Genomic DNA, 19,535 nt, shown 5'->3' with positions numbered 1-19,535 from the left:
CGGCGGCGTCCTCGGCCCGTGCAGGTGCCTTGCAGGAGGACGGATGACCACCGACGCGACCACCGACGCGACCGCCGCCACCACCGGAGCCCCCGGCACGCCGCCGCTGGTGCCGCTGCACTGCCTGCTGCGGGCCGAGGCCGGCCCGCCCCGGCTGGCCGCGCTGCCGACCGGGACGCCGGTGTGGGTGCTGACCCGGCACGCGGACGTCCGGCAGGCCCTCGCCCACCCGGACCTGGGCCGGGCCACGCTGTACGCGCCGGACGCGCCGCCGACCACCCTGACGCCGAACATCCTGGACGACCCGTCCTCGATCCTGAACAGCGACGGGCCCGACCACCAGGCGATCCGCCGCACCGTGCAGCGCGCGTTCACGCCGCGGGCGATCGAGCGCTGGCGGCCCTGGGTGGACGGGGTGGTGCGGGAGCTGGTGGACGGCCTGGTCGCCTCGGGGTCGCCGGTCGAGGTGATCGGGGCGCTCACCAAGCCGCTGCCGGTGCGGGTGATCAGCCGGCTGATGGAGCTGGAGGGGCTGGACACCGAGCGGCTCGGCTACTGGAGCGACCACGCGCTGTCCACCACGGCGTACGGCGCCGAGGAGATCCGGGCCGCGATCGAGGAGTTCGGCGCGTTCGGGCAGCAGTTGGTGCAGGAGCGGCGCGAGAACCCGGGCGAGGACCTGGTCAGCTCGCTGGTGCTGGCCGCCGACCGGACCGGCGGCATGACCGAGCGGCAGATCACCTCGCTCACCATCGGGCTGGTGATCGCCGGGCACGAGACCACCATGACCAGTTTCGGCAACGCCCTGGTCTACCTGCTCGACCCCGAGCGCGCCGAGCAGCCGGAGCACGCCGGGGCCTGGCGGCGGATCGGCACCGACCCGGCGGCGGCGGTCGCCGCGACCGAGCAGATCCTGCGCACCGTCCCGCTCGGCGACCGCACCAACGCGCCGGGCGCGCTCCGCCGGGCGACGGCCGACCTGGAGATCGGCGGCGTGACCATCCCGGCGGGCGCGATCATCGCCGCCGACACCACGGCCGCCAACGCCGACCCGGAGGTCTACCCGCCGGGACCGCTCGACCTGTTCGCCCCGCTCGGCACCCCGTCGCTGACCTTCGGCGCCGGTCCGCACCACTGCCTGGGCGCCTGGCTGGCCCGGATGGAGCTCGAACTGGGCCTGCACCACCTCGCCCGCGCCCTGCCCGAGCTGCGCCTGGCCACCCCGGTCGACCGGATCGAGTGGCGCACCGGCCTGCTCACCCGCAGCCCGCTGCGCCTGGAGGTGACCTGGTGAGCGACGCCCCGCAGCTGGTCGTGACGGTCGACCGGGTCCGCTGCATCGGCAGCGGCCTGTGCGCCCGCACCGCCCCCGCCGACCTCGCCCTGGCCCCCGACGGCCGGGCCACCCCGGTCCGGCCGTCCACGGCGGGCTCCGAGCAGCTCACCGAGGCCGCCGAGATGTGCCCGGTCGAGGCCATCACCGTCCGCGACGCCACCACCGGAGACCTGGTCGCCCCCGCCTGGTGACCCGCCGTCGGCCCCCGCGCACCAACGGTCGGCGCACCAACGGTCGGCACGGCGCGCGGGGCCGACGCGATGCCCGGGGCCGACGCGGCGCGCGGGGCCGGGCGGCGGCCCTCAGCGTCCTTCCGGGCGCGGTCCGAGTGCCAGTTCGCCGACCCGCTGGTCGCCGCTGGTCTCCCCGGTGGGGCGGAAGCCCAGGCGCAGGTAGAAGCGCTCGGGGCCGTCCTCGCCGACGTACCAGGTGGTGGTGAGCCGGGTGCCGCCGCGTTCGCGGATCTCGGCGGCCACCGCCTCGACCGCGAAGCGCCCGTAGCCGCGGCCCTGTTCGCCCGCCGCGATGGTGAGCCGCCACAGGCCCGAGCGGAGGTCGGCACCGGTGCCGTCGCCCGCGAAGTCGATGCCGAAGAAGGCCATCAGGAACCCGACCGCGCGGTCGCCGTCCAGGATCAGCCGCGGCCGGGCCACCCCGGGGTGGACGTACGCCTCGGCGAGCGACTTCACCACCGGCGCCACCAGGTGCTCCTGTTCCGGCCGGACCTTCAGGGCGAGCGCGGTGTCGAGGTTGGCGGCGGTGACCGCTTCCAGCCGGAGTGTGCTTGTCATACGGAAACCGTCATCAGCCGATCAACCGATTTCCCGCCCCGGAACGGCACGGCACGGCCCGGCACGGCACGGCCCGGCACGGAACCGCCCAGCCCGGAACGGCTCGGCCCGGAACCGCCCGGCCGCCCGGCCGCTGGGGCAAAACCTTGGTCAAACCCCCTGGACAGCAGGTATTTCCCGCTGCCATCCTCACCGCCGTGCTGATCTTCGTCATCCTGGCCCTGTTCCCGCTCGGTTTCTTCCTCTTCGGCCTCGCCCTGTTCACGGACTTCCGCGGCGTCGCCACCCACTACACCGCCCGCAACCGCGCGGTCGTCGAGGAGATGGCCCGCAACGGCCAGGACGCGCGCGCGTTCCTGGTGCTCGGCAACAACCGCCGGATGGGCCCGCTGCTGATGGTGCTGAGTGCCGGGGCGGTCGCCTTCATCGTCTTCCAGATGATCAGGATCGCGCAGGACGGCGGCTGACCGCGCGCCAGTCTCCCGTTCAGGCGGACTGGCGCTCGATCAGGGTCGGTTCGAACAGGACGGTGGTGGCGGCGCGGCCGGGTCGGGCCAGGTGGTCGAGCAGGACGCGGGTCATCTCGGCGGCCATCTCCTCGACCGGCTGGCGCACGGTGGTCAGGTGGGGGCGGCCGGCCGTCGCGGCGGAGGAGTCGTCGAAGCCGATCACCGCGATGTCCTCGGGGACGCGGCGGCGCTGCTCGGCCAGGACGGCCAGCGCACCCTGGGCCATCAGGTCGTTGGCGGCGAAGACGCCGTCCAGGTCGGGGTAGCGGCGCAGCAGCGAGGTCATCGCGCGCTCGCCGTCCTCGCGGGTGAAGTCGCCTTCGACGTGCGGGAGTTGGTGGATGCCGTGGTCGGCCATCGCCTCCCGGAAGCCGGACAGCCGGTCGCGGGCGGCGCGGACGCCGAGCGGGCCGGAGATGGCGGCGACCCGGCGGCGGCCGCGGGCGGTGAGGTGGTCGGCGGCGATCCGGCCGCCCTCGCGGTTGTCGAGGTCGACGCAGGAGAGCGAGAGCGGCGTCGGGGGGCGGCCGAACAGGACGGTGGGGATGCCGGCGGCGAGCAGTTGGGCGGGCAGCGGGTCGCGGCTGTGGGTGGAGACCACCATCGCGCCGTCGGCGTTGCCCTGCCGGAGGTAGGTGAGCGCCTTGTCGCGGGCCTCGCCGCTGTCGGCGAGCATCAGGACGGGGTGCAGGTCGAGCGGGCGCAGGCCGGTGAAGACGCCGCTGACGACGCGTCCGAAGAACGGGTCGGAGAAGATCTCGCCGCCGACGTGGTGGTCGGGGGTCTCGGGGGCGTCGCTGCCGGAGATCACCAGGGCGAGGGCGCCGGTGCGCCGGGTCACCAGGGAGCGGGCGGCGCTGTTGGGGACGTAGCCGGTGCGGGCGATGGCCTGGCGGACGGCTTCCTGGATGGCGGGGTCGACGTTGCGGACGCCGTTGATGACGCGGGAGACGGTGGCACGGGAGACGCCCGCGACCCGCGCCACGTCCTCCAGGGTGGTGGCGCGCTTGAGGGCTTCGCTGCTCATGAGGCCCTTTATAGCACGCTCGGAGAGCGCTCTCCCAACACGTTCCGAAGCGTGATCCGCGCCCCGGCCCGCCGGGTGCTCCGGCGCGCGCTGCGGCCCGCGACCGGGGACGGTCCCCCGGTCGCGTCCGGTCGGCAGCGGGCGTCCGCGTCCGGTCACGAACTGTGCTCCTTCCAGCAGATCATGACGGTGGTGGCGGTCATCACGGCGACGTCGGCCCGGCTGCGCGGGGGCGTGCCGAAGGTCTCGGGCAGCTTGGCGACGTCGACGGTGAGCACGAAGCCGTCCTTGCGGACCACGGTGGTGCCGTCGGCGCGCTTGTAGGCGGCCTCGCCGAGGCCGTTGAGGTCGGTGACGGCCCCGGCGCTGCCGCGCAGCCCGTCGTACTGGGCGAGCGCGGTGGCGGGGTCGGGGAGTTCCTTGACCGAGAGCGTCATGCTGCCGGCGGGGTAGTGGTACTCGCAGCTGTAGACGCGCTTCTCCCAGCTGGGGGCGAGCGGCCGGTCGATGTCGGTGCCGAGGGCGCCGGCGAGTTCCTGCCGGAAGTACGGGTTGCAGATCATCGAGGTGGCGTCGGAGGGCCGGTCGGACGCGGCGGCCCCGGCGGAGGCTCCCGCGGCGGCGGACGGGCTCGCGGGCGCGCCCGTGGCGGGGGGCGCGGCGTCGGAGCCGGGGCTGCCGGCTGTTCCACAGCCGACGGCGGTGAGCAGCAGGAGCAGCGCGGCGGTGCGGCGAAGCCTCATCGGTGGTCCTCCGTGGGGGTGGTGCGCGGGCCGGCCCCGCCGCCGGACGTGGGGGTCCGTGGCGGCGGGGCCGGTGTCGCGCGTTCGGGCTACGGCTCGGTGCTACGGCAGAAGGTACTGCTCGTTGAGCGCGGCGCCCTTACCGGGCTGGTTCTCGTCGTAGCCGCGGGCGTTGCACTGGAGACCGCCGACGATGCAGTGGTTGACCAGTGCGGCCAGGGTCGGCGCGTCCCAGGCGTTGAAGAAGTCGTAGTGGAAGGAGAAGCCCCGTCCGCTGGAGAGGTGGAGCTGGGCGAGGTTGTTCAGGTTGGCCGGGAAGGCCATCTTGAACTCGATCATCGGCAGCGCGACCGGGTGGTCGGCGGGGCAGACCCCGTCGATCGGGTAGGCCATGTGGCTCTTGTGGTCGGGCGTGTCGAGGTACAGGCCGTTCCAGCAACTGGGCGCCTGGAAGCGGATGTTGAGCGCACCGCCGCCGGGGCAGCTGGTGGGCAGGTCGGAGGTGTGGTAGCTGGTGCCGCACTCCCAGCCGGCCACGTACCCGGGGTGGGTGGTGAAGTCGGTGGCGCTGTCGTTGGGGCTGGCGACCAGGAACCGCAGGCCGGGCGGGAACGGCCGGACGGCGGTGTAGTCGTTGATCGCGCTCTTGTAGTAGATGGTCTGGAGGCCGACCGGGTCGACGGGGGTGTTCCCGTCGTACATGGTGGGCATCCAGTAGCCGGACTTGTCGCCGGGGGCGATGCAGGTGGTGCCGCCGGCCTGCAGCGAGGCGAGCGTGGAGTTGGCGTTGGTGGTGGTGTTGCCCATGAAGGTGTGCATGTGCGAGGCACCGGACTGGCCGGGGAAGACGATCGGGTCGTCCGGCAGGTCGTGGTTGGCGGTGCAGTTCGCCTGGAACTCGTGGAAGTAGGCGTGCGGCGGGTTCCCGGTGGCCGGGGTGGCGCCGGTGACCTGGGGGTTGGCCAGGACGTAGCCGTTGCCGGGCGTGGTGACCTGCCCGTAGACCTTGAACTCCTCCAGCGAGTACCCGTACTGGGTGCCGCGCTTGGTGAGGTTGAGCCGGATGTAGCGCCCGCCGGCGTTGAGGTCGATCTGCTCGGTGCCGCCGGTGCCGCCCGCCTTGGTGTAGACGGTGTTCCAGCTGGTGGCGTCGCTGCTGGTCTGCACCTGGTAGCCGCTGGCGTACGCGGCCTCCCAGTCCAGTTCGACGTGGCTGATGGTGGCCGTGCCGCCGAGGTCGATCTGGACCCACTGGGAGTCGGTCCAGGCGCTGGCCCAGCGGGTGGCGAGGTTGTTGTCGGCGACGGCCGCGGCGGGGAAGCTGGCGCTCTCCACGGACGAGGCGGTGACCGGCTTGGACTGGCTGATCAGCGGGTCGGACGCCGCGGCGGCCGACTGGGTGAGGACGCCGCCGGTGAGGGCGCCGGCCGCGAGGATCGCGGCGACGGTCCCGGCGAGTGCGGTGCGGTGGGGCGCGCCGCGGGACGTGCGGTGTTTCATCGGACCTCCGGATGAGGAACGGTGGGTGGGGGGACCCGGTGCCGCGCGGCGCTCCCTGCCGCGCGGCACCGGGGGCTCATCGGGGGGGCGTCCGTTCCGGTGGCACGGGCCGGACGCCCCCTGCTCGCCGGTGCCGGGTCAGGCGTAGACGCCGAACTCGTACAGCGAGTCGCCGTAGGCGGTGCCGCGCTGGGTGATGTTCACCCGGACGTAGCGCCCGCTGCCGTTGACGTCGAAGTCGTCGATGCCGCCGGTGCCGTTGGCCTGGGTGTACACCGTGGTCCAGTTGGTGCCGTCGTTGGAGGTCTGCACCTGGTACGCCTTGCCGTAGGCGGACTCCCAGCCGAGCTGCACGTGCTTGAACGAGGTGGTCTGGCCCAGGTCGACCTGGATCCACTGCGGGTCGGCCCACTCGCTGGCCCACCGGGTGGACCAGTTGCCGTCGGTGGCGTTGGACGGCGGGTAGGGGGCGCCGTTGCCGACGGCCTGGTAGGTGGAGGCGGTGGTGGCCTTGCCCTTGGCGACGTTGGTGCCGCTCGGGGTCGGGGCGACGGTGCGGAAGGACTTCGACTCGATGCCGACGTTGCCGTGGCCGTCGTAGGCGTAGACGTAGACCTTCCAGACGCCGAGCGTCCTGGGCGCGGTGACGGTGAACTGGCCGTCGCCGGTCTGGGTGAAGCGGACCTGGCTGAAGCCGGTGCCGCCGTCCACGTACTTGGAGCTGTAGTACAGCTGGTAGCGGACCAGGTCGCCGTCGGGGTCGGTGGCGGGCGAGCCGAGCGTGAAGGTGCCGCCGGCCGGGACGTCGGTGGTCCGGCTCAGGGTGACGCTGTTCATCACCGGCGGGGTGTTGCCGCTCTTGGCGCTGCCGCCGTAGGACTTGGCGACGGAGTAGTACGCGGGCTGCTTCCAGCCGCCGGGGATCAGGTTGAACCAGGTGCCGCCGAAGTCGTTCTCGGTGCCGTAGTTGAAGATGGTGGCGCCGAGCGCGACGCCGGTGTGGCCGGCGATGCAGTTCCAGGCGCTGGTGTAGCCGTCGCGCTTCTGGGTGTCGGTGGGCTGGGTCGGGACGCCGTTGGCGTCGTTGGGGACCTCCCACTCGCCGGCGTCGCCGGTCTCGGTGACGATGTACGGCTTGGTGTAGCCGCCGTTGATCCAGTCCTGCTTGACGTTGCAGACCGCGCCGTAGGAGTTGACGGCCAGCAGGTCGAGGCTGGGGGCGTACTGCTTGTAGTACGTCCAGGCGCCGGTGTAGGCGTCGGTGGAGGTGACCGGGTGGTCGGGGTCGATGGCGTGGATGGCCTGGGTGACCTGCTCGACGAACTTGGCGTAGGCGACCCGCTCCTGCTCCACCGTGGCGCCGTTGTAGGCGTGGTCCTGGGTGGTGAGGATGACCTCGTTGCCGACGTCCCACATCAGGGTGCCGGGGTGGTCCTTGTAGGTGGTCACCCACTGCTTGATCGAGTCGAGGGTGCTGTTCTTGTAGGCGGTGTCGTTGACGTAGTCGGCGCCCTGGTTGAGCCAGAAGCCGTTGACCACCTTGAGGCCGTACGCGGCGGCGGCGTCCAGCAGCGGCTTGCTGCTGGCGTCGGTGCCCCAGGTGCGGACGGTGTTGACGCCCAGCGCCTTGAGGTCGCGCATGTGCGCGTCGGCGGTGGACTGGGCCGGGCCCCAGGTGACGCCCTTGAGCTGGTAGGGCTGGCCGTTGACGCTGAGCGCCCAGTTGCCCTGGCCGCCGGTGACCTTGACGGTGCTCTTGCCGGTGGCCGCGGGCGGGTCGGCGAGCGGGGCGGGGGCGGTGCCGGTGGTGGTGGCGACGGTGACGGCGCCGATGGAGAGCGCGCCGCCGGAGGTGGTGGTGGCGCTGGGCGTGGTGCAGCCGCAGACGCTGTCCGGGAAGGAGCCGCCGATGGCGAGGTTGAAGACCAGCTTGAAGCCGTGGTCGACGGCGTTCTTCCAGTCGGTGGTGCCGACCTGGGACTCGTTGACCTGCCAGATCTGTTTGCCGTCGAGGTACCAGCGGATCTGCTCGTCGCTGACGGTGCGGTCGATGACCTGGCTGTAGGTGTGGTAGTCGCTCTGGCAGCCGGGGCAGGAGGCGAGTCCGCTGGTCATGCCGTTGTACTCGTTGCAGTTGCCGCCGGGGGCGGTGCCGCAGTGCAGGGTGGCGGAGGTCTGGCTGCGGCCGTTGACGTCCTCGAGGATGTCGGTCTCGCCGGTGGCGGGCCAGCCGCCGCTGCGGTCGTTGGCGCCGATGGCGCGGAAGGACGGCCAGTAGCCGGTGGCGTCGGCGACGCCGGGCTGCTTGATCTGCGCGGAGATCAGCAGCTGTCCGCCGGCGGGGGCGGCGAAGTCGCCGCGCTTGCTCTCCACCCGGCCGGAGGTCCAGTTGCCCGCGCCGTCGCGCACGGCGGTCAGGTTGAGGTGGTGGTTGCCGTCGAGCGCGACGTTGGCGGGGTTGGCGGTGTCGGTCTGGACCTCGCCGGTGCCCCAGTGGGCGGCGCCGCCGGGCTCGGAGGTGCCGGTGCGCACCGTCCAGTTGGCGGCGGAGGGGGCGCCGCCGCTGCCGCCCGCGAAGTCGTCGCTGAACACGGTGGTCCAGTTGCCGGGCGGGGTGGTGCCGGTCGGCGGCGGGCTGGTCGGCGGGTTGCTGGTCGGCGGGTTGCTGGGCGTGCCGGTGGAGCCGCCGCCGGCGGTGAAGACCTGGAACTCCCAGACGGAGTAGCCGTAGCCGGTGGCCCGGGCGGTGCCGTACAGCCGGACGTAGCGGGCGGTGCCGGAGACGTTCTGGGTCTCGGTGCCGCCGGCGCCGTTGGCGGTGGTGTACGCGTCGGTCCAGGTGGCGCCGTCGGTGGACAGCTGGATGCGGTACGCCTTGGCGTAGGCGCTCTCCCACTTCACCGCGGTGCCGCAGACGTTCTGCGCGGAGCCGAGGTCGACCTGGAGCCACTGCGGGTCGGAGTTCGCCGAGGACCAGCGGGTGTTCGCGTCGCCGTCGACGGCGTTGGACGCGGGGGTGCCGTAGTTCTCGGTGCTGGAGGCGGTGGCGGCCTTGCCCTGGGCGGCGTTGGCGGTGCCGCAGCCCTGGGTGCCGCCGCCGTCGGCGCCGTAGACCTGGAACTCCCAGAGCGAGTAGCCGTAGCCGGTGGCCCGGGCGGTGCCGTACAGCCGGACGTAGCGGGCGGTGCCGGTGACCGGGACGGTCTCGGCGCCGCCGGCGCCGTTGGCGGTGGTGTACGCGGTGGTCCAGGTGGCGCCGTCGTTGGACAGCTGGATCTGGTAGCCCTTCGCGTACGCCGCCTCCCACTGGAGGGTGACGGAGCTGAGCGCGGCGGGCGCGCCGAGGTCGACCTGGAGCCACTGCGGGTCGGAATTCGCCGAGGACCAGCGGGTTCCGGTGTTGCCGTCGACGGCGTTGGACGCGGGGGTGCCGTAGTTCTCGGTGCTGGAGGCGGTGGCGGTCTTGCCCTGCGAGAGCAGGACGGGTGCGGCCTGGGCGCGGGTGGCGGGCAGCAGCAGGACCAGGGCCGCGACCAGCGCGGCGGCCAGGGCGGCCGCCAGGGTGCGGGTCGGGGGTGCGGTGCGGACCGGCCCGGTGGGCCGTGGGGTGCGCAGGGGCGGGGCGGGCATCGGGGCTCCCGATCGGGTGGGGTGGGGGCGGCACCGTCGAGGGCCGGTGCCCGGATCAGGGAGAGCGCTCTCTCACTACGCCAGTGATGGTTGCCCCGTTGTTTCATCCGTGTCAAGGGCGGCGACCATTGGTTCGCTGGCGAAACTCTGCCAAACCCCTAGTCCGCCAGTGATGTTCTACGTCCGGACCCCTTGACGGGACCGGGGTGGAGCGACCAAGCTCCGGTTGCCACCCCGGGAGAGCGCTCTCCCACCCGAGCGTCCCGGGGCTCACTCAGCCATCCCCCGCGAGGAGCCGTTCCATGCCCGTTTCCCTGCCCCGCACCGGCCCCAGAAGCCGCCGCCTGCTCGCCGGCTCGGCGCTGCTGGTGCTGGCCCTGACCGCCGTGACCTCCTGCTCCAGCAGCGGCGGCGGCTCGTCGGCGGACGAGGACCCCAACGCCAGGATCACCCTCACGGTGAACCTGTTCTCCGACTTCGGCTACGCGGACCTGTACAAGGAGTACGAGCAGGCCCACCCGAACATCACCATCAAGGAGAACCGCGCCGACATGGGCGCGCACCACCAGAACCTGCACGCCCACCTGATGGCCGGTTCCGGCACCGCCGACATCGAGGCGATCGAGATCGGGCAGGTGGCCGGCTTCCAGCCGGAGGCCGGGAAGTTCCTCAACTTCCTGGACAACGGCGTCAGCAAGGACCAGTGGGTGCCGTCCAAGACCGCGCCCGCCTCCAGCCCGGACGGGAAGGTGCTGTTCGGCCTGGGCACCGACATGGGCGGCATGGCGCTGTGCTACCGCAGCGACCTGTTCAAGGCCGCCGGGCTGCCCACCGACCGCGAGCAGGTCGCGGCGCTGATGAAGGACTGGCCGTCCTACCTGGCCGCGGGCAAGCAGTTCCTGGCCAACAGCCCGAACAAGGACGCCCGCTGGTTCGACAGCGGCGGCAACCTGTTCAGCGCGATCCTGGCCCAGGCCCCGCAGGGCGTCTACGACGCCGAGGGCAAGGTCGTGGTGACCTCCAACCCGGCCGTCAAGCAGTCCTTCGACCTGGTGGCCGGCGCGATCAAGGACGGCGAGTCGGCGGGCATCCAGGCGTTCACCCCCGCCTGGGACACCGGCTTCCAGAAGAGCCAGTTCGCCACCGTCGCCTGCCCGGCCTGGATGAGCTACGAGTTCAAGGCCAACCCGCCCACCGACGGCGGCACCTGGGACCTGGCCCGGATTCCCGGCGGCGGCGGCAACTGGGGCGGCTCGTACCTGTCGGTGCCGAAGTCCGGCAAGCACACCAAGGCCGCCGCCGAGCTGGCCAAGTGGCTGACCGCGCCCGAGCAGGAGGCCCGGCTCTTCAAGGAGAAGGGCTACTTCCCCTCCGACCAGGCGCTGTGGACCCAGCCCGACATCGCCGAGCACACCGACCCGCTGTTCAACAACGCGCCCACCGGCAAGATCTTCTCCCAGTCGGCCCGGGACCTGAACCCGCAGCCGCTCGGCGCGCACGGCGCGGAGATCGGCACCGCCCTGGGCAACGCGCTGACCTCGGTCGAGCAGGGCCAGGCCGACCCGGAGGGCGCCTGGAAGAAGGCCCTCGCGGACGTCGACAACATCGTCAACTGACGCTCCGCCCCCCGTAGCCGCGGTGCCGGTGCGGACCTGACGCCGCACCGGCACCGCGATCACCCCTTCTCCCCCGCCCCGCCGCTTCTGCCCCTGGGAGCTCCCCTTGGCCGCATCGACCGCCGCCGCGCCCGGCGCCCGCGCCCCCGCCCGCACCGCCGGCCACCGCTGGCACCGGCTGGACCGCACCGTCTCGCCCTACCTGTACCTCTCCCCGTTCTTCCTGGTCTTCGGCGTCTTCGGCCTGTTCCCGATGCTGTACACCGGCTACGTCTCGTTCACCGGCTGGCGCGCCGACCGCCCCGGCAGCTCGGGCGACTGGGTGGGGTTCGAGAACTACCGCAAGCTGCTGGACGACCCGTTCTTCTGGAACGCCGTCAAGAACACCCTGGGCATCGGCGTGCTGGCCACCGTCCCGCAGCTGCTGCTCGCGCTGGGCCTGGCCCACCTGCTGAACTACCGGATGCGCGGGCGCACCCTGCTGCGGCTGGGCGTCCTGCTGCCGAACGTCACCTCGGTGGCCGCCGTCACGCTGATCTTCGTCCAGCTGTTCGGCCGCGACTTCGGCATGATCAACTGGTTCCTCTCGCTGTTCGGCGTCGACCACGTCGACTGGCAGGCCGGCACCCTCTCCTCCTGGACGGCCATCGCCTCGATCGTGACCTGGCGCTGGACGGGCTACAACGCGCTGCTCTACCTGGCCGCGATGCAGTCCGTCCCGTTCGAGCTGTACGAGGCGGCGGCGCTGGACGGGGCCGGCCGCTGGCGGCAGTTCCGCTCCATCACCGTCCCGATGCTGCGGCCGACGATCCTGTTCACCGTCATCGTCTCCACCATCGGCGCGCTCCAGCTCTTCGGCGAGCCGATGCTGTTCAGCCAGCAGCAGGACCCGACCACCGGCGGCTCCCAGCACCAGTTCCAGACCCTGGCGCTGTACTCCTACAACCAGTTCTGGGGCCGCTTCAAGTACGGCTACGGCGCGGCCATCTCCTGGGCGATGTTCCTGCTGATCGTGCTGGTGGCCGCCGTCAACTTCCTGGCCGCGCGCCGGATGCGAGGTGCCGAATGACCACCACCGCCCCGGCTCCGGTCCCCCCGGTCCCGGCCCCGGCCTCCCCGGCGCCCCGGCGCCGCCGACAGCGGAGCAACCGGCAGCTGACCGCCGGGCGCGGCGTCTACGTCGTCCTCGGCGTCGCCGTCCTGCTCTCGCTCTTCCCGCTGTACTGGACGCTGGTCGCGGCCTCCCGCACCAACACCGAGATCCACCGGATGCCCCCGGTGCTGCTGCCCGGCGGCCGGCTCTGGCACAACCTCACCCAGGTGTTCGCCCAGACCGACCTGCGCCTGGCCATGGTCAACTCGCTGATCGTGGCCGGCACCGTCACCGTCAGCGTGGTCCTGACCAGCACCCTGGGCGGCTTCGCCTTCGCCAAGCTGCGCTTCCCCGGCCGCGGCCCGCTGCTCGCCTCGGTGGTCGCCACCATGATGGTCCCCACCCAGCTCGGCATCATCCCGCTCTACATCATGATGGCCAACTGGTTCCACTGGGCCGACCACCTCCAGGCCCTGATCGTGCCGGCCGCCGCCAACGCCTTCGGCCTGTTCTTCATGCGCCAGTACCTGATCGGCGCCGTGCCCGACGAACTCCTGGACGCCGGCCGGATGGACGGCTGCACCACCCGCGGCCTGGTCTGGCACGTCGTGCTGCCCGCCGCCCGCCCCGCGATGAGCGTCCTGGGCATGCTCACCTTCATGGCCGCCTGGAACGACTTCTACTGGCCCAAGGTCGTCATGACCCAGCAGAACCCCACCGTCCAGCTCACCCTCTCCGAGCTGGCCAGCGGCTACATCAAGGACTACTCGCTGGTCCTCACCGGCGCCCTGGTCGCCAGCGCGCCCGTCCTGGTCGCATTCCTCCTGATGGGCCGCCAGATCATCGACGGCATCATGCAAGGAGCCACGAAAGGATGACCCAGCTCTCCATGCCACCTCAACTCACTTCGCCCGCGGCCCAGTCGGCGCCCCCGGCGCACCACGTGCTCGACCTGGAGCGCAAGGCCCGGCTGGTCTCCGGCGGGGACACCTTCCGGACCAGCGGGGAGCCGGCCGTCGGGATGCACCCGATCGTCTGCTCGGACGGGCCGGTCGGGGTGCGCGGCGAGCGCTGGGACGAGGCGGACACCGCGCTGCTGCTGCCGTGCGCGACCGCGCTGGCGGCGTCCTGGGACGAGGAACTGGTGTCCCGGATGGGCGGGTTGCTGGCGGCCGAGGCCCGGCGCAAGGGCGTGCACGTGGTGCTGGCGCCGACGCTGAACCTGCACCGCTCGCCGCTGGGCGGGCGCAACTTCGAGTGCTTCTCGGAGGACCCGCTGCTGACCGCCCGGATCGGGGCGGCGTACATCGCGGGCGTGCAGGGCGGCGGGGTCGCGGCGACCGCGAAGCACTACGTGGCGAACGACTCGGAGACCGAGCGGCTGACGGTGGACGCCCGGGTGGACGGGCGCACCCTGCGCGAGGTGTACCTGGCGCCGTTCGAGGCGGCGGTGCGGGCCGGGGTGTGGGCGGTGATGTCGGCGTACAACCGGGTCAACGGCACCTCGATGGTCGAACACCCGCTGCTGGCCGAGCCGTTGAAGGGCGAATGGGGCTTCGACGGGCTGGTGGTCTCCGACTGGGGGGCGGTGCACGAGGCGGACGGGCCGGGCGCGGGGGGCTGCGACCTGGCGATGCCGGGGCCGAACCCGGCCTGGGGTCCGGCGCTGGCGGCGGCGGTGCGGGCCGGGCGGGTCCCGGCCGCGGTGCTGGACGACAAGGTGGAGCGGCTGCTGCGGCTGGCGGGCCGGGTCGGCGCGTTCGACCCGCCGGCGGCGGGCGGCCCGGCGCCGGTGCCGGTGGACCCGGCGACCCGGGGCGCGCTGCGGGCGGCGGCCGTGGCGGGCACCGTGCTGCTGCACAACCCGGACCGGCTGCTGCCGCTGGACGCCCCGGCGCTGCGCCGGGTCGCGGTGCTGGGCCCGAACGCGGCGACCGCCCGGGTGCAGGGCGGCGGCAGCGCCTCGGTGTTCCCGGCCGCGCCGGTCTCGCCGCTGGACGGGCTGCGGGCGGCGCTCGGCCCGGCCGTGGCGGTCACCCACGCACCGGGGGTGCGCACCGGCCTGCGCCCGACGCCGCTGACGGCGGCCGACTGCGTGCTCCCGGACGGCTCGGCGCCGGGGGTGCTGGTGCGCTACCTGGCCGCCGACGGCTCGCTGGTGCACGCCGAGCCCCGGTCGACGGGGCGGGTGCTGGAGCCCTCGGCGGAGGTCGACCTGGCACCGGTGCGCACCATCGAGGTGGCGACCCGGTTCACCGCGCCGACCCCGGGCCGCTGGCGGCTGGGCGTGGTGGGCCTGGGCGCGCTGCGGCTGGAGGCGGACGGCGAGGAGCTGCTGGCGGAGTACGTCGAGCCGCTCTCGGACGACCCGACGTACCTGCACGTGACGCCCTCGTTCCGGCAGGTGGAGCTGGAGCTGGCGGCCGGCCAGCAGGTGGCGCTGCTGGCCCGGCGGACGGTGGAGTCCGCGCACGGGCGGGTGCTGGTGCTGGCCGCCGACCCGCCGGAGGCGGAGCTGGAGCGGGAGTTCGCGCACGCGGTGGAGCTGGCCGCGGCGGCGGACGTGGCGGTGGTGGTGGTCGGCACCACGGACGAGCACGAGAGCGAGGGCTTCGACCGCTCCTCGCTGCGGCTGCCGGGCCGCCAGGACGAGCTGGTAGCGGCGGTGGCCGCCGCCAACCCGCGCACGGTGGTCGTGGTGAACACCGGCAGCCCGGTGCTGCTGCCCTGGCGCGAGCGGGTCGGCGCGGTGCTGACCTGCTGGTTCCCGGGCCAGGAGGGCGGCGACGCACTGGCCGAGGTGCTGCTGGGCCGGGCCGAGCCGGGCGGGCGGCTGCCCACCACCTGGCCGGACGCCGCCGAGGACTGCCCGGTCTACGCGACCGCCCCGACCGACGGGCGGCTCGACTACGCGGAGGGCCTGCACCTGGGCCACCGCGGCTGGCTGCGCGCCGGGCGCGCCCCCGCGTACTGGTTCGGGCACGGCCTGGGCTGGGGCGAGTGGCGCTACCTCGCGCTCGGCGCGCCCTCGGCCCCGGCGGCGGACGGCTCGCGCACGGTGCGGGTGACGCTGCGCAACGAGGGGCCGCGCCGCTCCCGGGAGACGGTGCAGCTGTACCTGTCCCGGCCGGGCTCGGCGGTGGACCGGCCGGTGCGCTGGCTGGCCGGGTTCACCGCCGCCGAGGCGGGCCCGGGCGAGCAGGTCGACGTCGAACTGACGCTTCCGGCAAGGGCGTTGGAGCACTGGTCGGCGGACGGGACCGGCTGGGAGACCGAGCCGGGCGCCTTCGTCCTGCGGGTCGGCCCGCACTGCGGCGAACTCCCGCTGACGGCGGCCCTGACCGTCGGGCCCTGACCGTCGGGCCCCGGCCCTCGCGCCCCGCGAGCCCTGCCCCGACCCCGCTCCCCCGGGGTCGGGGCAGTACGCCTTCCGGCCCCGGCTACTCGACGACCTCGGCGCTGACCAGCACCACGTCCTCCTTCGGGACGTCCGCGTGGCCGCCCTTGGAGGTGGTGGGCACCGACTTGATCGCGTCCACCACGTCCTGTCCCTCGACCACCTCGCCGAACACCGTGTAGCCCCAGCCCGGGCCGTTCTTGGCGGTGTGGTCGAGGAAGGCGTTGTCCGCGACGTTGACGAAGAACTGCGCGGTGGCCGAGTGCGGGTCCGCGGTGCGGGCCATCGCCACCGTGTAGCGGGTGTTCTTCAGCTCGTTGTCGGCCTCGTTCTGGATCGGCGCCCGGGTCTCCTTGCGGCGCAGGCCCGGCTCCATGCCGCCGCCCTGCACCATGAAGCCGTCGATGACCCGGTGGAAGACGGTGCCGTCGTAGAACCCGTCCTGCGCGTACTGCAGGAAGTTCGCGACCGTGGCCGGGGCCTTCTCGGCGTCCAGCCGGATCACGACGTCGCCGTGGTTGGTGCTCAACTTGACCTTGGACAAGGCAACCTCACTGTCTGTCTGCTGGTGGGGACGAAGATCGTCACCCCCATTGTCGCAGCCCGTCCCCGCCCCCCGGCCCCGCCACCCCGGCCCCGGACGGCGGGCCGCCCGCGCAGGCCCGGGCGGACGGTCTGGTCCCGGCCCGGCGGGGGCTGGGCGTCGGCACGGTGGGCGAGGGGGACGTCGAGGTGACGGTGGAGGTCTTCGTGGCGGAGCCCGCGGCGGATCACGGGGCGTTCGAGCAGGTGGTGGAGGCGACGATCGAGGCCACCTCGGGCCGGATCGCCGTGCTCTCGCCCACCGGGCACCTGCCCGACGCGGAGTTCTTCGACCTCCCGCCCGGCCCGGTCCGGGTCCGCGCCTCCCGTGCCGCGCCGGCGGCGGGGCGGGGTGCGGCGGAACGGCTGCGGGTCCGGCTGTGGCCGGTGGCCGGGCACGGGGCCCCGCGGGTGTTCCGCCGCCGGGGCTGAGCGTCCGGCGGCGCGGGGGCGCCGGCGGGTCGGGGCCCGGGGCGGGGCGTTCGGTGGGGTCGGTCTCGGGGCATCGCACTCCGCTGGCCTGGTCGGTTCCGGTGGGCGGCCTGTCCGTCGCTTCCCCGGCGGCGGATAGGGTGGCGCGACGGCGTGTCTGCGGAGCCGGGCACCGTCCTCATCCTTCGGGTTCGTGCGGGGCGGCGACAAGGTGTTGCCTGTTGCCAGCGCCGGGTGTCAACACCTCCGGGCTCCGCGCGCCGCCGGGCAGTGACAGCACATCAGGAAGTGGGGGGCCGGGGCCGGTGACGTTCGGCGAGCGGCTGCGGGGGTTGCGGGAGGAGCGCGGGATCTCCCTCGCTGAGCTGGCCCGGGCCACCAGTTACAGCAAGAGCTACCTGAGCCGGGTGGAGACCGGTCGGCGGCCCGGCAACGCGGCGCTGGCCGCGGCCTGCGCCCGGGCGCTGGGCGTCGACCCCGACCGGCTCGGCCCGCCGGACGCCCCCGGCACCGGTGTTGCCGGCCCTGGCAACACCGTCGCCGCCGGGTCCGCCGCCCCGCCGCCCCCGGCCGTCCCGGTGCAGCTGCCGCCCGCGCCGGGCGTCTTCGCCGGGCGCGAGGCCGCGCTCGCCGAGCTGGACGGGGCGCTGTCCTCGGCCCGGGCCCGGTGGGGCGAGGGCGGGCCCCGGGTGTGGGTGATCGACGGGATGGGCGGGATCGGGAAGACCGCGCTGGCCGTGCGGTGGGCGCACCGGGCCCGGGACCGCTTCCCGGACGGGGTGCTGTTCAGCGACCTGGCGGGCCACGGCAGCGCGGGCGCGCCCCGGGAGCCCGGCGAGGTGCTGGACGGTTTCCTGCGGGCGCTGGGCACCGACACCGGCCTGATCCCGCCCGGGGTGGCCGACCGCAGCGCGCTGCTGCGCACCCTGCTGGCCGAGCGCCGGGTGCTGCTGGTGCTGGACAACGCGGCGGCGCCCGCCCAGGTCCGCCCGCTGCTGCCGGGGGCGCCGGGCTGCGTGGTGCTGGTGACCAGCCGGACCAGGATGGCGGGCCTGGTGGTGCGGGACGGGGCCCGGCGGGTGACGCTCGACCCGCTGCCGGAGGAGCAGGCCGTGGAGCTGCTGCGCCGCACGCTGGGCCCGGAGCGGGTGGACGCCGATCCGGCGGCGGCCCGCGAGCTGGTGCGGCGCTGCGGGCGGCTGCCGCTGGCGCTGCTGGTGGCGGCCGAGCGGGCGCTGTCCCGGCCGGGCCTGACGCTGACCCGGGTCAACGAGGAGCTGCGTTCGGACCGCACCCGGCTGCACGTGCTGGCCGCCGCGGCCGACGGCGACTCGGCGCTGCGGGTGGTGTTCTCCTGGTCGTACCGGGCGCTGGCCCCGGAGCCGGCCCGGGCGTTCCGCCTGCTGGCCCTGCACCCGGGGGCCGCACTGACCGCGGAGAGCGCCGCCGCGCTGCTGGGCACCACGGCGGGCAACGCGGGCGAGCTGCTGGACCTGCTGGCCGACGTCCACCTGCTGGAGCTAGAGGCCCCGGAGCGGTTCCGCTTCCACTCGCTGCTCCAGGTGTACGGCCGGGAGCTGGCGGAGAGCCAGGACCCGCCGCGGGACCGGGCGGCGGCGCTGGACCGGCTGTACGACTGGTACCGGCAGGGCGCGGACGCGGCGGGCCGGCTGCTGGAGCCGGGGGCCCGCCCGGCGGGGGCGGCGCCGCTGCCGGGGGTGCGTGCGCCGGTCTTCGGGGGCGTCCCGGACGCGGTGGCCTGGTGCGAGGCGCACCTGGCGGACCTGCTGTCGGTGATCCGGTACGCGGCGCTGGCCGGCCGTCCGCCCGCCGCCTGGCAGCTGCCGTTCGCGCTCTGGTCGTTCTTCCACCGGCGCCACCACCGGGCGGAGTGGCTGAACGCGGCCCGGATCGCCGTCGCGGCGGCGGCCGACAGCCCCGACCCGCGGGCCCTGACGGTCTCGCTGGTCCTGCTGGGCACCGCCCAGGTGCACGCCGGGCGGCCGGTGGAGGCGGAGATCCACCTGCGGCGGGCGCTGGAGCGCTGCGCCGCCGACCGGAGCGACCCGGAGAGCGAGTGCGCGGCCCGCAACCACCTGGCGGAGCTGATGCTCCGCCAGGGCCGGGCCGCGGAGGCCCTGGAGCTGCTGGAGCCGGCCCTGCCGCTGGGCCGGACGATCGGCCACCGCTGGGCGGAGCGGGTCACCCTGACCAACCTGGGCGACGCCTCGCTGCGGCTGGGCCGGCTGGCCGACGCGGAGCGGCTGCTGCTGGAGGCGCTCTCGCTGCGTCCCACCGGCACCGACCACCGCACCGAGGGCCTGGCGCTGCTCCACCTGGGCACCGTGCACCGGGCGCTGGGGCGGCTGCCGCAGGCCGTCGGCTGCCTGCGCCGGGCCCTGGAGCTGCACCGCGCCGCGGGCGACCGGTGGGCGCAGGGCCGCACCCTGGAGCAGCTCGGCCACGCCTTCGCCGCCCTGGAGCGGCCCGCGGACGCGCTGCCGCTGTGGCAGGAGGCGCTCGACCTGATGACCGAGACCGGGGACCCGCGGGCCGCCACCCTCACCGCCCAACTGGCCGGCGCCCGGGGCGGACGGGAGCTGCCGCCGCCGGGGGCGCCGGGCCTCAGGCGTTGGCGAGGAAGCGCTCCTGGACGCGGTTGAGGGTGCGGAAGTCGTCGATGGTGACGTCCTGGAGGTCGATGTTCTCGCCGGTGAGGTCCTCCAGGAGGTCGATGAACTCCAGGAAGTCCATCGAGTCGATCAGGCGGGCCTCGATGAGGTCCTCGTCGGGGCCGATCGGGCCGTCGAGGTCGGGGTTCTTCTCGTGCAGCCAGGCGGCGATGCGGTCCATGCGCGTGGTTCTCCTCTGCGGAAGGG

15 protein-coding genes and 2 pseudogenes are annotated in these 19,535 nt (G+C 74.1%); 9 read left to right on the top strand and 8 right to left on the bottom strand.

Annotated features, from left to right (window positions below; genetic code table 11):
* The first annotated feature begins 43 nt into the window (after positions 1–43).
* Both ACIP60_RS07825 and ACIP60_RS07820 read left to right on the top strand, forming a co-directional pair.
* Entirely contained in the window at positions 44–1,294 is a 1,251-nt protein-coding gene (locus ACIP60_RS07825) for a cytochrome P450 (protein ID WP_400681190.1), read from the top strand.
* Positions 1,291–1,527, top strand: a complete 237-nt coding sequence (locus tag ACIP60_RS07820) for a ferredoxin (protein WP_111554634.1) — start codon at positions 1,291–1,293, stop codon at positions 1,525–1,527. The genes ACIP60_RS07825 and ACIP60_RS07820 overlap by 4 nt, the downstream gene beginning before the upstream one ends.
* 111 nt (positions 1,528–1,638) lie before the next feature.
* Here ACIP60_RS07820 and ACIP60_RS07815 read toward each other — a convergent pair whose 3' ends face one another.
* Complete coding sequence (locus ACIP60_RS07815) at positions 1,639–2,127, bottom strand: GNAT family N-acetyltransferase (protein WP_400681187.1); 489 nt, start codon at positions 2,125–2,127, stop codon at positions 1,639–1,641.
* A gap of 197 nt (positions 2,128–2,324) precedes the next feature.
* Here ACIP60_RS07815 and ACIP60_RS07810 point away from each other — a divergent pair, with 197 nt between their 5' ends.
* Positions 2,325–2,594: a hypothetical protein gene (locus ACIP60_RS07810; protein ID WP_400681184.1), complete on the top strand. Its 270-nt coding sequence runs from the start codon at positions 2,325–2,327 to the stop codon at positions 2,592–2,594.
* Positions 2,595–2,613: 19 nt separating this feature from the next.
* Here ACIP60_RS07810 and ACIP60_RS07805 read toward each other — a convergent pair whose 3' ends face one another.
* From ACIP60_RS07805 to ACIP60_RS07785, 5 genes and pseudogenes are all read right to left on the bottom strand, one after another.
* A complete protein-coding gene (locus ACIP60_RS07805) occupies positions 2,614–3,663 on the bottom strand; it encodes a LacI family DNA-binding transcriptional regulator (RefSeq protein ID WP_100834475.1) in 1,050 nt (349 codons plus the stop codon).
* 155 nt (positions 3,664–3,818) lie between these two features.
* Positions 3,819–4,406 carry a hypothetical protein gene (locus ACIP60_RS07800; protein WP_400681181.1) on the bottom strand — a complete coding sequence of 196 codons (588 nt, stop codon included), beginning with the start codon at positions 4,404–4,406 and terminating at the stop codon, positions 3,819–3,821.
* A gap of 102 nt (positions 4,407–4,508) precedes the next feature.
* A pseudogene (locus ACIP60_RS07795) lies at positions 4,509–5,387 on the bottom strand (DUF1996 domain-containing protein); the annotation flags it as partial.
* A gap of 96 nt (positions 5,388–5,483) precedes the next feature.
* Positions 5,484–5,906: pseudogene (locus ACIP60_RS07790) on the bottom strand (discoidin domain-containing protein); the annotation flags it as partial.
* A gap of 138 nt (positions 5,907–6,044) precedes the next feature.
* Positions 6,045–9,536 carry a discoidin domain-containing protein gene (locus ACIP60_RS07785; protein ID WP_400681178.1) on the bottom strand — a complete coding sequence of 1,164 codons (3,492 nt, stop codon included), beginning with the start codon at positions 9,534–9,536 and terminating at the stop codon, positions 6,045–6,047.
* 302 nt (positions 9,537–9,838) lie between these two features.
* Here ACIP60_RS07785 and ACIP60_RS07780 point away from each other — a divergent pair, with 302 nt between their 5' ends.
* The 4 genes from ACIP60_RS07780 (at position 9,839) to ACIP60_RS07765 (ending at position 15,600) form a co-directional block, all read left to right on the top strand.
* Positions 9,839–11,152, top strand: coding sequence for an extracellular solute-binding protein (locus ACIP60_RS07780; protein WP_400681175.1), 1,314 nt, complete (start codon positions 9,839–9,841; stop codon positions 11,150–11,152).
* A 106-nt stretch (positions 11,153–11,258) separates the two neighbouring features.
* Positions 11,259–12,221, top strand: coding sequence for a carbohydrate ABC transporter permease (locus ACIP60_RS07775; RefSeq protein WP_400681172.1), 963 nt, complete (start codon positions 11,259–11,261; stop codon positions 12,219–12,221).
* The gene (locus ACIP60_RS07770; protein ID WP_400681170.1) at positions 12,218–13,123 is read left to right on the top strand and encodes a carbohydrate ABC transporter permease; all 906 of its coding nucleotides are present in this window, start codon (positions 12,218–12,220) and stop codon (positions 13,121–13,123) included. Before ACIP60_RS07775 ends, ACIP60_RS07770 begins: the two co-directional genes overlap by 4 nt.
* Complete coding sequence (locus tag ACIP60_RS07765) at positions 13,120–15,600, top strand: glycoside hydrolase family 3 C-terminal domain-containing protein (RefSeq protein ID WP_400681168.1); 2,481 nt, start codon at positions 13,120–13,122, stop codon at positions 15,598–15,600. Before ACIP60_RS07770 ends, ACIP60_RS07765 begins: the two co-directional genes overlap by 4 nt.
* Positions 15,601–15,685: 85 nt before the next feature.
* Here ACIP60_RS07765 and ACIP60_RS07760 read toward each other — a convergent pair whose 3' ends face one another.
* Positions 15,686–16,186: a peptidylprolyl isomerase gene (locus tag ACIP60_RS07760; protein WP_400681166.1), complete on the bottom strand. Its 501-nt coding sequence runs from the start codon at positions 16,184–16,186 to the stop codon at positions 15,686–15,688.
* A gap of 167 nt (positions 16,187–16,353) precedes the next feature.
* Between ACIP60_RS07760 and ACIP60_RS07755 the strand changes: the two genes are divergently transcribed.
* Positions 16,354–16,656 (top strand): hypothetical protein, encoded by a 303-nt coding sequence (locus ACIP60_RS07755; protein ID WP_400681163.1) that lies wholly within the window; start codon positions 16,354–16,356, stop codon positions 16,654–16,656.
* Positions 16,657–16,961: 305 nt separating this feature from the next.
* The gene (locus tag ACIP60_RS07750) at positions 16,962–19,319 is read left to right on the top strand and encodes an ATP-binding protein (RefSeq protein ID WP_400681161.1); all 2,358 of its coding nucleotides are present in this window, start codon (positions 16,962–16,964) and stop codon (positions 19,317–19,319) included.
* On the opposite strand, the gene ACIP60_RS07745 is transcribed toward ACIP60_RS07750, so the two are convergent.
* Positions 19,282–19,509: a phosphopantetheine-binding protein gene (locus ACIP60_RS07745; RefSeq protein ID WP_400681158.1), complete on the bottom strand. Its 228-nt coding sequence runs from the start codon at positions 19,507–19,509 to the stop codon at positions 19,282–19,284. The two genes, ACIP60_RS07750 and ACIP60_RS07745, sit on opposite strands and share 38 nt — an antisense overlap.
* Positions 19,510–19,535: the final 26 nt, after the last annotated feature.

The organism is Kitasatospora sp. NPDC088783 (assembly GCF_044750705.1).
GTDB classification, from domain to species: domain Bacteria; phylum Actinomycetota; class Actinomycetes; order Streptomycetales; family Streptomycetaceae; genus Kitasatospora; species Kitasatospora fiedleri.
The sequence above is the reverse complement of the archived record's forward strand: the minus strand, read 5'-3'. Positions and strand labels throughout refer to the sequence as shown.